Genomic DNA, 12,087 nt, shown 5'->3' with positions numbered 1-12,087 from the left:
AGGCGGGGTGGGTCCGGTTGCGGGGGCGTGAGCCGCATGGATGCGGCGACCGAGCTTACATGGACGTACTTGCAGCGGCCCCCGCAACCGGACCCACCCCGCCATCCCACGGAATGCACGCTGTTGCTGTTGCTGTTGCTGTTGCTGTTGCTTCGGCAGGTGCAGGGCGCAGCCCTGCCGAACACCACCCTACTTTGCCTGCTCGCAGAACTTCTGCCGGTACTCGAGTGCCTTCGGCATCAGCGCCTGCAGGTTCTGGATGCGGGTACCCGGGTTCGGGTGAGTAGATGCGAACTCCGGCGGCGACTGGCCGCCACCGGCCTGGCCCATCCGCTGCCACAGCGGCACCGCCTCGCGTGGATCGAAGCACGCCGCTGCGGCCAGCATCAGGCCCACTTCGTCGGCCTGGGTTTCGTGGCTGCGCGCATAGGGCAGCAGATACCCGTAGCCCATCGCCGACATCATCATCTGTTGCTGTTGTGCATCCATGCCGCTTGCGGCACCGGCCACCTGCCCGATCTGGGTGAGCTTCTGCTGGGCCATGCGCTGTGCACCATGGCGCAGCAGTGCATGCGCGATCTCGTGGCCCATCACCACCGCCATCGCATCGCGGGTACGCGCCACCGGCACCAGCCCGGTGTAGACCGCCATCTTGCCGCCCGGCAGGCAGAACGCATTGGCCTGATCGGACGGGATCACGTTCACCTCCCACTGGAAATCCCGCGCGAAATGCGCCGGCTGCACGCCGTGTTCCTGCGCCAGCGCGGTCTCCACCACATCGACCTTGGCAATCAGCCGCTGGGCGATGTCGCGCACATCGCGCGCGATCGGTGCGCTGGGATCCATAGGCCGTTCCTGCGACAGGATCTGCTGGTAGGCCTGCAGCCCCAAAGCGGTCTCCTGTCGCGCGTCCAGGCTGCTGTCGATCATCACCTTCTCGCCGGTGTACGGGTCCACCGTGCGGTTGGAAAACCAGTAGAACACCGCATAGCCGGCGGCCAGCAGCAGCACCCACCAGCGAATGTTGCCGAACAGGCCGCGACGCTGCGGGCCTTGGGGCGAGCGGGAAAAGGGATCATTGCGCATCAGGGGTCGTCCAGCAGGCCCCGCCGGCCGGCGGGCACGGCGCAATCTTAGTGTGCGGACGCCAGCAGCGGGTGAAGCCCGGTGCCCCTCAGATGCCCCGCACCAGGCGGAAACCGATGCGGGCGTTGGTGGTGTCCGAATCCTGTGACTGCCGCCAGGCCGCACGGGTCTGTTCGGGCGCATTGGCCCAGTTGCCGCCGCGGATCACCCGCGAGCGACAGCCCGGGTTGAACCAGGCGGCGCCATCGGAGGGCGCACGCCGGTAACTGGCATGCCAGCAGTCGGCAACCCATTCGCTGAGGTTGCCGCTCATGTCGTGCAGGCCGAAGGCGTTGGCCTGGAAGCTGGCCACCGGCGCCGGTCCCCACCAGCCATCGCCGTAGCCGATGAAGGCGTTGTGCCAATGCCGCCCGGACGGGGAGACATCCTTGCTGCCGGTGAAGTTGCCGCTGCCGGGCGGCGGCGTGCCGGCGTCGCCCCAGGGGTAGCGCCCGCTGCTGCCGGCGCGCAGTGCATATTCGAATTCGGCCTCGCTGGGCAGCCGGTAGCTGCGGCCGGTCTGCTCGGACAACCACGCCGCGTAATTCTCGGCATCACGCACGCTGACGTGCATCACCGGCGAGTTGCCCAACGCGCGGCCGCCGTCATAGTCAGAGCGCCAGTCCACTCCACTGCGGCGGATGAAGTTGCCGCTACGCTCGTCATAGACCACCGAATGGCCACGCCGGGTCGCGCGCGGGCGCGCATTGGACGCCTTCACGTAACGTTCGAAATCGCTGACCGTAACCTCGGTGATCGCCATCGCGAAACCGCGATCGAAGCGCACATAGTGTGAAGGGCGCTCGGAATCACTGGATCCAGGCTCGGCATCACTGGCACCCATCTGGAAGCCGCCATGCGGCACCACCACCATCTGCGGCCCGCGCCCGCCATCACGCATGGCGTCGCTGAACACCTGGCCCGGGCGGAAGCTACCGTAATGGGTAGCGAGATCGATACGCTCGCGCAGCTGGGCCACCACCGCGTCTCCCGGCAGAGCGATGCGCAGGGCCTCGGCCAACTTCTCGCGGGCGGGCTTCAGGCCCTGCGGCGTGGCCAGATCACGCAGACCGTCATCGCGCAGCTGCAGCAGCGTGGCGGCACGGATCTGCTCGATGCGCTCGAAGGCATCGGCAATGGTCGGTGACGAGTCGCGGACCTTGCTGGCTTCGGCCAGCCAGGTGCCCGCGCTGGCGAAGTCGCGCACGCGCGCGGCGTCTTCGGCGCGGCGGATCAAGCCACTCTCCGCCGCTGCCAGGCCTTGCCGCGCCCGGCTGTTGTGTTCATCCAGGGCCAGGGCCTCGCGGAAGTTGCCGATGGCACCGTCACCATCTTCACCGATCCGGTTCGACCGCAGGTCCTCTTCGCCGGCGCGGTTGTAGGCCACCGCGCGCTGCGCGGTCTCAACCCGCCCCTGCAGCGCACGCACCTTCTCGTCCTTCGGCGCGAGCGTCAGCAGTACCAGCGCCTGGCGGCTGGCCTCAGCCAGGGCCTCGCGTTGCTTCAGCGGCCGCACCAGCAGCGCGTCCGCCTGCTGCTGCAGGCGCTGGCGGGCACGCTGCAGGCCGATGCGGGCCTGACGGTCATCCGGGTCTTCCTCCTGTACCGCCAGCCACAGCGGAACCGCTGCGTCGGCGTCCTCGTACAGATGCCCTTCGTTGAACGCCTTCTCGGCCGCGCGGCGCAGCTGGGCCAGCGTGCGCCCCTGCCGATCAACCCGTGGCGCTGTCCACCGCTGCACATCCTCAGCCGCATCCTCGCCGGCAATGGTGACACTGCCTTGCCCGTTCCCGAGGGCTGTGTCCACCTGCGAACCTTCCTGCGGCCGCGCGTCTTCGCCAGCAGCCGGCGCCGGCTCCGGCGTTGCCGTGGGCGACGGCGTGCAGCCGGCCAGGGCCACAGCCAGGGCGGTGCACAGCGCGGACGACAGCAGAAAACGCAAGCAGGATCTCCTTCGGCACGGATGCGGACCGACGTTAGGCTATTCTCCCCTGCCTGAGCAAACCCGAGTAGTAGGCCCTGACCCGTGGCAACCTGGATCACCACCCCCGCCGAGCTGGATCCGTACTTCCAGCAGCGTCCGACCCGCATCGGCCTGGACACCGAATTCATCCGCGAACGCACCTTCTGGCCGCAGTTGGCCCTGGTGCAGATGGCCGTCGGACAGGACATCCTGCTGATCGATCCGCTGATTCCCGGCATGACAGAAGCATTGGCGCCCTGGCTGGCCGATGACTCGATCATCAAGGTGATGCACAGCGCCAGCGAAGACCTGGTCGCCTTCAAGTGGGCCTGCGGCGTGTTGCCGCGACCGCTGTTCGACACCCAGATCGGTGCCTCGCTGGCCGGTATCGGTGGCGGCATGGGTTACCAAAAGCTGGTTGCGGAAATCACCGGGGTGGCGCTGGCCAAGGGCGAAACCCGTTCGGACTGGATGCGCCGTCCGCTCTCGGAATCGCAGCTTCAGTACGCCGCCGACGACGTCGAGCACCTGTTCGCGCTGCATGACGCCATCGATGCCAGGCTGCAGGCGCTGGGCCGCCAGCAGTGGCTGCACGACGACGGCGAGCGCCTGCTGGCCAGCGTCGCCAATGACGAAGACCGCTGGCCGCACCTGGCGATGCGCTCGGCGCAGTTCCTCGATGCCGCCGCACAGCGCCGCCTGCTGCGCCTGCTGCGCTGGCGCGATGTCCAGGCCCGCAGCAGCGACCGCCCGCGGAGCTGGATCCTGGACAACGAACTGGCCGCCACGCTGGCGCGCACGCCACCGGCCGATGCCGCTGCGCTGGGCACGCTGTTCGAACAGTTCCCGAAGGCACCGCGCAAGCTCGCTGGCGCTGTGTGGCAGGCGCTGGACACACCGCTGGCCGATGAGGCCGAGGCACCGCTGGCGCTGCCGGCCAACGACAGCAACAAGCAGGCACTGAAGAAGCTGCAGGACGCGGTCGCCGAGCGCAGCCGCGAACTGGGCCTGCCGGATGGCGTGCTGGCCTCGCGCAAGCACCTGGAAAGCTATCTGGAACGTCGCCAGTGGCCGGCCGCACTGGCCGGCTGGCGCCAGCAGGAACTGGAATCGCAGCTCCAGGCGCTGCTGCCCGCACGTTGATGGCACAAGGCGCCGGACCACGCCGGCGCCATGCACCTCGAGCCTGCAGGGGCCGTGCTAGGGTTTACCGGTACTGACAAGGAGACGTCGATGCAGACCCTCAAGATCGCGACCGCCTGCGCACTGCTGCTAACCACGTTGGGCCTGGCATGCTCTGGGCAGGCCGCACCGCTTTCCTATGCACAGGAAAAGGAGAACACAGCCAAGCTGGTGGACATCATTGACGGTGCCACCCGCGACGGTCTGGTTGCCGTGCTGGTGCCGGCCCCGTATGTCGTGCACAACGGCGGGCCAGGCGTCGGCTCTCCGGTGCCCGGCTTTCATCTGGGCAACCGCTCGACCGACCTACCCGGGTTCTCGACGCGGGTGTCCTTCCAGCACAAGGACATTCCCTCCCAGGGCTATGTGCAGCTGTTCAACACCAACGAACTGGAAACCGGCCCGCAGCGGACGGTGTTGATGGACGTGTTCGAGGTGCATCTGATTCCGCCAGGCACCTATCTGCTGAACGGTGCGGAGAACTACCGCCTGAACACCCGCGTGGCCAAGCTGAAGCCGCTGGGGACCGCGGACGAAGTATCGAAGGACATCGGCGCCACCCGCCTGGCCGACGTCGATTACCGTTTCTATTCCTGGAAGAAGGTCTGGGTACCACCCGGCGTCCTGACCGATCAGCACTCCCAGCAGGTCTGCATCTCGGTGCATGTGGCCTCCGGCAACTGCGTGGCATGGGGCACCCAGAACTACGAAACCTCGCGCCCGACCGAAGGCTACTGGGATGACAGGATCGTCCCTGAAGACATCCCTGCCGTACGCATCCAGGCGGTCATCGCCAAGGCCCACGCGCCACTGGCCTTCACTGCCAGCGAAGGGCAGATCCTGCTCAGCCCCTTCATTGTTGCCGCCGACGGCGATATCGATTTCAACGCGAACGACTGCGCACCGGTCGACAAGCTGACGGGATGCGCCCTGCGCCGCTTCACGGTGCACTACCAACCCGCGCCGCTGGACGCTGCACGCAAGCACATCGCAATCACCTCTCGCGGCCTCAACGGCAAGCAGCGCAAGGTACTGGAGCGAATGGAGGCGATGCAGCTGCAGGTGCTGGGCCCCAGTGCGCCGTCCGATGCAGCGCTGGGCAAGGGCGTCAGCGCCACGCCGTGAGCACGGATGATGCCTAGCAACGAAAAACGGCGCTCGATGAGCGCCGTTTCCGTTACACGACGGGGTAAGGCTTACCAGTTCATGTTCAGCGAGACGCCGACGGTACGTGGTTCGTTGTAGACCGCCGCCATGTAGTTCTCGATCACACCCTTGAGGTTCTTCTCGTTGGTGATGTTGCGCGCGAACAGCGCCACTTCGTAGGCACCGTAGTTGCCCGAGTAGCCGATCTTCAGGCCACCCTCGAAGTCACCCTTGGAGTTGAACTCCTTGCTGTCGTACAGCACGAAGCTGGTGTAACCCTGCTTGTTCCAGTCGGTGGAGACGAACATGGTGCCGGCGTCGCTGACCGGGAAGTCGTAGCGGGCGGCCAGGTTGACGTTGTACTTCGGCGCGTTCGGCAGCGGGTTGCCGTCGATCTGCGCGAAGGTGTTGGCACCGACCTTGATGGTCGGGTCATTCACCGTGCACACCACCTGGCCGTTGAGGCCGCAGACCTGCGCGTAGACGCGCTTGTCCTTGATCTCGCTGTGCAGCAGGCTCAGGCCGGCGCTCAGCGTCAGGTTCGGGATCGGGCGCAGCTCCATGTCCGCTTCGAAACCGTAGGCCTTGGCCTTGTCGGCGTTGAACAGCACGCCGTTGCCGTCCGAATCGTTGCCGTTGAGCTGGATGTCGTTGACGGTGTAGGTGAACGCGGTGGCGTTCAGGCGCAGGCGGTTGTCCCACAGGCTGCTCTTCACACCCGCTTCCCAGGACAGGATCGTCTCGGAATCGGCGGTGGTGAAATCGGCATTGAACACCGCCGAACGACCCTGGATGGTCGGGCCACGGAAGCCGCGCGCGACCTTGGCGTAGACGCTCACATCCGGCGTGATCTGATACATCGCGCTCAGATCCCAGCTCGGGGTGGTGTCGGACATCTTGACGTCGGTGCGGCCCTTGTAGGTGACCACGCCGGCGGCCGTGTCAGCCGTCTTCAGCAGGCGGGTGTGCTTCTCGTCCTTGGTCTGGCGCAGGCCGGCGGTGACGGTGAACTTGTCGGTGAAGGCGTAGCTCAGCTGGCCGAATCCGGCCCACGAGGTGTTCTTGTTGCGCAGGCGCACCCAGTTGTTCGGGTTGCGGGCCGCGCCCTGCAGGAACCACGCACGCTGGTAGAAGTCGGTGGTGTCGCTGCCGTTGAAGTAGAACGCACCGGCCTGCCACTGCAGGGCGCTGTCGTCATGGCTGGCCAGGCGGAATTCCTGGGTCCACTGGTCCAGATCACGGATGCGGCCCATCGACTGGCCATAGCCGTTCGGCACGCCGTTGACCGGGAAGTTCACCGCGGCACCGCCGTCGGTGTCGCCGCGGCTGTAACCGGAGGTGGTCTCGTAGGCGGTGATCGAGGTGAAGTCGATCGCGCCGAAGTCGTAACGCGCCTTCACCGAACCACCGTAGGTCTTGTAGGCCTGCGGGTTGTTGTCGGCTTCGTCGTAGGCGACCTTGTCGCGCGGCACGTCGGTCTTGTTCGAGCCCTTGGTCAGCGCGCCGCGCAGGAACAGGGTGGAGGTGCCTTCGTAGTCACGGGCGTGGGCCGAGGCCAGGATCGAGAACTGGTCGCTCGGGGTCAGCAGCAGCTGGGCGCGCACGTTGCGGTCATCGAAGCCGCCCATGGCGTTCTTCTTCGGGCTGACCGTGCCGTCGGCGCTCGGGCCGCGGTAGGTGTTGTCAACGTAGTCGTCGCGGTGCTGGTACAGGGCCGACACGCGGAACGAGGCGATGTCGTTGATCGGGCCGCCGAAGCCGCCGTCGATCGACACGCTGTTGTAGGTCGCATAGCTGGCGCTGACGCGGCCGGTGTAGTCCTGGGTCGGCTTCAACGTGTCGAACTTGATGATGCCGGCGGTGGTGTTGCGGCCGAACAGCGAACCTTGCGGGCCGCGCAGCACTTCCACCTGGTCCACGTCATAGACCGGGTTGGACTTCAGCACCACGTGTTCCAGCACCACGTCGTCCTGGATGATCGACACCGGCTGCGAGGCACCCAGGTAGAAGTCGATGTTGCCCAGGCCACGGATGTAGAAGCGCGGGAAGATGCGGCCGGTGGTGGTTTCCGCATACAGGCTCGGTACGCGGCCGGACAGCGCCAGCAGGGTGTCGTCGCCGCCGGCGGTGAAGTCGCGCATGCGCTCACCCTGCACCACGCCCACCGAGACCGGCACTTCCTGCAGGTTCTGCTCGCGGTGTTCGGCAGTCACGGTGATGGTGTCCAGCCCGGTCGGGGTCGGCGCGCTGTCCTGCGCGGCGGCACCGAAGCTGCCGACCAGAGCCAGGCCGGCACAGGCCAGGGCCAGCGGGTGGCGGCGGAAGGAAACAAAGGAAGACGACATACCCGACAGGCGGCGGGAATCGGAATGGGAGGGCATGAAATGCTCTGAGGAGGCGTCCGTGCGGCCTGCGCGAGCCGGGCGGCAAAAGGGAGGAGAACTGCGCAAGCCGCCATTATCCCCCAAATTGTTACGATTTCGTTGCGCGACCTCCACGCCCGGCGAAACCAGCGGTTTCGGCACAGTCGCCGGGCATTCCGCACGCCCTGAAGGCTTGACTCAGGGCAGCGGCCCCAACGCCACATCGACCATCGCCAGCAGTCGCTCGCGGCTGATCCCGTCACGGGCCTGCACCGAAATGCCGTGCAGCACCGTAGCGAAGTGATCGCCCAGTGCCTGCACCGCCACATCGCCGGCCAGCTCCCCTTCGGACTGCGCCTGCTGCAGGCGCGCGATGATCGCCGCCGTACGCTGGCGACGATGGCTGGCCAACCAGTCCCGCACGCCCTCGCCATCGGGCGAGACGCTGCTGGCCGAGGACACTACCAGGCAGCCGTGCGGGCGCCCGCGACGGGTGTAGGTCAGCACCGCTTCACGCAGCATGGAGCCGATCGCCTCACGCAGCGTGGCCTGCTCCAGCGCGCGCGGCGCGAAGCCGCCCTCGCCTTCCTCGTACAGCGCAACGGCTTCGCGGAACAACTGCTCCTTGCTGCCGAACGCAGCGTAGATGCGCGCAGAGGCAATGCCCAGTGCTTCGACCAGTGCCGACATCGACGTGCCTTCATAGCCGTGCTGCCAGAACAGCAGCATCGCCTTGCGCAACGCCTGGTCCCTGTCGAATTCGCGCGGTCGCCCTGCCATCTGCCTGCCTGCTCCAGTGAGGCGCGCAGTGTAACGCGGGTGTTGACCACCGCGAGGGTCTCACCTATTCTTTGTCGATTGACAAACAATTGGAGCAACACATGCAGACCCTCAAGGGCCCCAGCCTGCACCTGGCGCAGTTCGCCGGCGACCAGGCCCCGTTCAACTCACTTGCCGGCATCGCCGAGTGGGCCGCAGGCCACGGTTTCAATGCGCTGCAGATTCCCGCCTGGGATGCACGCCTGTTCGACCTGGCCACTGCCGCCGACAGCCAGGATTACTGCGATGACATCCGCGGCACGCTCGCCGAACACGGCCTGCAGGTCAGCGAGCTCACCACCCACATCCTCGGCCAGCTGGTGGCCGTGCATCCGGCCTACGATGAACTCTGCGATGGCTTCGCCCCGGAAGCACTGCGCGGCAATCCGAAGGCCCGCAGCGAATGGGCGCAGCAGCAGCTGCACCTGGCCGCCCGCGCGTCACGCCGTCTCGGCCTGCAGGACATGGGCACCTTCTCCGGCTCGTTCGCATGGCCGTATCTGTTCCCGTTCCCGCAGCGCCCGCCGGGCCTGATCGACGCGGCCTTCGATGAGCTGGCACGACGCTGGCGGCCGATCCTCGATACCTGCGAGGACAACGGCATCAACCTCTGCTACGAGATCCATCCCAGCGAAGACCTGCATGACGGCACCAGCTTCGAGCGCTTCTTCGAGCGCGTCGGTCAGCACCAGCGCTGCCGCATCCTGTTCGATCCCAGCCACTTCGTGCTGCAGCAGCTGGACTACCTGGAGTACCTGGACATCTACCACCCGCTGATCCGCATGTTCCACGTCAAGGATGCGGAGTTCCGCCCCAGCGGCCGCCAAGGCATCTATGGCGGGTATGCCGACTGGACCGAACGTGCAGGTCGCTTCCGCTCGCTGGGCGATGGCCAGGTCGACTTCAAGTCGATCTTCTCCAAGCTGGCCCAGTACGACTACCAGGGCTGGGCGACGCTGGAATGGGAGTGCTGCCTGAAGGACCAGGAAGCCGGCGCGCGCGAAGGCGCCGCATTCATCCGCGACCACATCATTCCGGTCACCGACAAGATCTTCGACGACTTCGCCGGTGCACCGATCAGCACCACACAGATGCAGCAGATGCTCGGCATCGCCTGAGCCCCGACGGAGCACTCCCCCATGACCACTTCCCTTTCCGCTGGCGCTGCCGGCGACGCTTCGCTGCGCCACCACTACCTGCGCATCGACGGCCAGCGCGTGCATTGCGTATCTGCAGGCCACGGTGCACCGGTGCTGCTGATTCCCGGCTGGCCGCAGACCTGGTACGCCTGGCGCCACGTGCTGCACGCGCTGGCCGAGGCCGGTTTCGAAGCCATCGCGGTTGATCCGCCGGGCATCGGCGAATCCGACCGCCCTGCCCACGGCTACGACACCGGCAGTGCCGCCGCCGTCCTGCACCAGACCATGCAGACGCTGGGCCACGACCGTTACCAGGTGGTCGGCCATGACATCGGCATGTGGATTGCCTATGCGCTGGCCAGCGACCAGCCGCAGGCCGTGCGCCAGCTGGCGGTCACCGAAGCGGTGATTCCCGGGCTGGCGCCCGAGCCGGGCATCTTCGCCGCACCGGCTGACAACATCTTCCTCTGGCACTTCATGTTCAACCAGGTGGCCGATCTGCCCGAGGCGCTCATCAGCGGTCGCGAGCGCGCCTACCTGGAATTCATGTTCGATCGCTGGTCGTACCGGCGCGATGCAGTGGCCGCCGATACCTACATCGCCGCCTACAGCCGCCCCGGCGCGCTGCGCGCAGGCTTCGCCTGGTACCGCGCGATTCCGGAAACCATCCGCCAGAACAAGCTGCGCGCGCAGCGCCGGCTGCCGATGCCGGTGCTGGCAATCGGCGCCGAACACGCCACCGGCGACGCGCCGATGCTCACCCTGCAGCCACATGCCGATGACGTGCGCGGCAGCATCGTGCCGGGCTGCGGCCACTTCATCATGGAAGAAGCGCCGCAGGCATTTCTTGCACAGCTGCTGCCGTTCCTGCAGGAGGCACACCATGCAGCTTGAACCGGCGCTGCAGCAGTTCGTCGACGCCGTGGCGTCGCAGCCATTGCCCGACGACCTGCGGGAACTGCGTGCGATCAGCGAGGGTGCGCTGCCGACGCTGCAGGGGGCGCCGCAGCCGGTTGCACGCGTGATCGAGCACACGGTGATCCCACGCGACGGGCATGCATTGGAAGTCCGCCTTTACACACCGGAAGGGCTGCCCGATGGACCGGCGCCGGCCCTGCTGTTCGCCCACGGCGGCGGCTGGTTCCAGTGTTCGCTGGCGGTCTACGACGGTCCCTGCCGCGCCTTGGCCAATGCCGGCGGCTGCGTGATTGTCGCCGTGGGCTACCGGCTGGCGCCGGAACATCCGTTCCCGGTTCCACTGCATGACGTCGCCGACGCCTGGCAGTGGCTGCAGGACAACGCCGAGCGCCTTGGCCTGGACCCACAGCGGCTGGCGATCGGTGGCGACAGCGCCGGTGGCAACCTCGCCACCGCCTGCTGCCTGCTGCTGCGCGAACGGGGGCTGCCACAACCATGCCACCAGCTGCTGCTGTACCCGGCGCTGGATGCCGGCATGGGCAGCGATTCCTACCGCGAGTACGCCAGTGGCTACTACCTCAGCGCCGAACTGATGCGGCGCTGCTGGAAGGGCTATCTTGGTGATCTGGATCCGCCGCTGGCACTGGCCTCGCCCGCCCACGCAACCGACCTGCGGGGACTGGCGCCGGCCTCCGTGCTCAGCTGTGAGTACGACCCACTGCGTGACGAGGCCGAGCAGTATGCGCGGCGGCTGCAGGCGGCAGGTATCGGCTGCACGCTCGAGCGGTTGCCCGGAATGATCCACGCCTGCATCCATCTGCAAGGCGTGGCTGTTTCCACCGGCGTAGCGGTACAGCGCGCGGGGGATCTGCTGCGCCAGGCCCTGACCTGACGCGGCCGGGACGGTGGCAGATCCACGCCAGCCGCCGTCCCGGCCCGGCGCTTGGCAAGCCCGGCAGGCAGCGCTACACTGAAAGCCTGCCGTGGGGCCATAGCTCAGCTGGGAGAGCGCGTCGTTCGCAATGACGAGGTCAGGAGTTCGATCCTCCTTGGCTCCACCACTATCCAGAAGAACCCGTAGATCCCTGCGATCTGCGGGTTTTTCTTTTCAGCGTCCGCAACTCAGGCCGGCTCCTGGTCACCGTCCTTGCGCCGCGGGCTGCGCGAGTGCGCATCGCGCACCTGTTGATCACGCTGCCCGGGCCGCTGCTTGGCCACATCGTCCTGCTTCCTGTCCTGGCGGCTTTCCTGCACGCCCTGCTTCGGGGCCTGATCCTTGTCTCGCTCGTTCATTGAAATCTCCACGCCGGCGGCGGGCCTGCGTTGCCCACCACGCTAGAGGTTGCCGGGTAAGCCGCAGGTCAGTCCCGTGCCAACGCCATGTGCAGGCACTGGCTTGCCGCCGCGGCCCCCGCGCAGCCAGAATCCGAGG

At 66.9% G+C, this 12,087-nt stretch carries 10 protein-coding genes and 1 tRNA gene; 6 read left to right on the top strand and 5 right to left on the bottom strand.

The genetic code is table 11. The features are described 5' to 3' along the window. Positions 1–189: 189 nt before the first annotated feature. Both HLA98_RS17640 and HLA98_RS17635 read right to left on the bottom strand, forming a co-directional pair. Entirely contained in the window at positions 190–1,086 is an 897-nt protein-coding gene (locus tag HLA98_RS17640) for a M48 family metallopeptidase (protein WP_049447620.1), read from the bottom strand. 88 nt (positions 1,087–1,174) lie between these two features. Next, complete coding sequence (locus HLA98_RS17635; RefSeq protein WP_057501884.1) at positions 1,175–3,067, bottom strand: formylglycine-generating enzyme family protein; 1,893 nt, start codon at positions 3,065–3,067, stop codon at positions 1,175–1,177. An 84-nt stretch (positions 3,068–3,151) separates the two neighbouring features. On the opposite strand from HLA98_RS17635, the gene rnd reads away from it, so the two are divergent. Beyond that, the gene (rnd, locus tag HLA98_RS17630; RefSeq protein ID WP_057501885.1) at positions 3,152–4,231 is read left to right on the top strand and encodes a ribonuclease D; all 1,080 of its coding nucleotides are present in this window, start codon (positions 3,152–3,154) and stop codon (positions 4,229–4,231) included. 90 nt (positions 4,232–4,321) lie between these two features. Further along, entirely contained in the window at positions 4,322–5,395 is a 1,074-nt protein-coding gene (locus HLA98_RS17625) for a hypothetical protein (RefSeq protein ID WP_057501886.1), read from the top strand. Between the two features lie 71 nt (positions 5,396–5,466). Here HLA98_RS17625 and HLA98_RS17620 read toward each other — a convergent pair whose 3' ends face one another. Together HLA98_RS17620 and HLA98_RS17615 are read right to left on the bottom strand one after the other, a co-directional pair. Continuing rightward, positions 5,467–7,797 (bottom strand): TonB-dependent receptor, encoded by a 2,331-nt coding sequence (locus tag HLA98_RS17620; RefSeq protein ID WP_057501887.1) that lies wholly within the window; start codon positions 7,795–7,797, stop codon positions 5,467–5,469. A 180-nt stretch (positions 7,798–7,977) separates the two neighbouring features. Beyond that, complete coding sequence (locus HLA98_RS17615; protein ID WP_049395558.1) at positions 7,978–8,559, bottom strand: TetR/AcrR family transcriptional regulator; 582 nt, start codon at positions 8,557–8,559, stop codon at positions 7,978–7,980. A 101-nt stretch (positions 8,560–8,660) separates the two neighbouring features. Between HLA98_RS17615 and HLA98_RS17610 the strand changes: the two genes are divergently transcribed. The 4 genes from HLA98_RS17610 (at position 8,661) to HLA98_RS17595 (ending at position 11,716) form a co-directional block, all read left to right on the top strand. After that, a complete protein-coding gene (locus HLA98_RS17610) occupies positions 8,661–9,716 on the top strand; it encodes a sugar phosphate isomerase/epimerase family protein (protein WP_057501888.1) in 1,056 nt (351 codons plus the stop codon). 21 nt (positions 9,717–9,737) lie between these two features. Next, positions 9,738–10,631: an alpha/beta fold hydrolase gene (locus tag HLA98_RS17605; RefSeq protein ID WP_057501889.1), complete on the top strand. Its 894-nt coding sequence runs from the start codon at positions 9,738–9,740 to the stop codon at positions 10,629–10,631. Further along, positions 10,621–11,547 carry an alpha/beta hydrolase gene (locus tag HLA98_RS17600; RefSeq protein WP_057501890.1) on the top strand — a complete coding sequence of 309 codons (927 nt, stop codon included), beginning with the start codon at positions 10,621–10,623 and terminating at the stop codon, positions 11,545–11,547. Before HLA98_RS17605 ends, HLA98_RS17600 begins: the two co-directional genes overlap by 11 nt. A gap of 93 nt (positions 11,548–11,640) precedes the next feature. Further along, a tRNA-Ala gene (locus HLA98_RS17595) sits at positions 11,641–11,716 on the top strand. 61 nt (positions 11,717–11,777) lie between these two features. Here the strand turns inward: HLA98_RS17595 and HLA98_RS17590 are convergent. Further along, on the bottom strand, positions 11,778–11,948 hold the full coding sequence (locus HLA98_RS17590; RefSeq protein ID WP_165284673.1) for a hypothetical protein: 171 nt from the start codon (positions 11,946–11,948) through the stop codon (positions 11,778–11,780). Positions 11,949–12,087 lie beyond the last annotated feature (139 nt).

This window comes from Stenotrophomonas africana, from assembly GCF_013004645.1.
Classification (GTDB): domain Bacteria; phylum Pseudomonadota; class Gammaproteobacteria; order Xanthomonadales; family Xanthomonadaceae; genus Stenotrophomonas; species Stenotrophomonas africana.
Note: the sequence above shows the minus strand (reverse complement) of the source record. Positions and strands in the feature narration are given on the sequence as shown.

Coding starts and splice junctions, on each gene's coding strand:
- HLA98_RS17640 (WP_049447620.1), bottom strand. CDS start 1,086: ATGCGCAATGATCCCTTTTCCCGCTCGCCCCAAGGCCCGCAGCGTCGC.
- HLA98_RS17625 (WP_057501886.1), top strand. CDS start 4,322: ATGCAGACCCTCAAGATCGCGACCGCCTGCGCACTGCTGCTAACCACG.
- HLA98_RS17620 (WP_057501887.1), bottom strand. CDS start 7,797: ATGCCCTCCCATTCCGATTCCCGCCGCCTGTCGGGTATGTCGTCTTCC.
- HLA98_RS17615 (WP_049395558.1), bottom strand. CDS start 8,559: ATGGCAGGGCGACCGCGCGAATTCGACAGGGACCAGGCGTTGCGCAAG.
- HLA98_RS17610 (WP_057501888.1), top strand. CDS start 8,661: ATGCAGACCCTCAAGGGCCCCAGCCTGCACCTGGCGCAGTTCGCCGGC.
- HLA98_RS17605 (WP_057501889.1), top strand. CDS start 9,738: ATGACCACTTCCCTTTCCGCTGGCGCTGCCGGCGACGCTTCGCTGCGC.
- HLA98_RS17600 (WP_057501890.1), top strand. CDS start 10,621: ATGCAGCTTGAACCGGCGCTGCAGCAGTTCGTCGACGCCGTGGCGTCG.
- HLA98_RS17590 (WP_165284673.1), bottom strand. CDS start 11,948: ATGAACGAGCGAGACAAGGATCAGGCCCCGAAGCAGGGCGTGCAGGAA.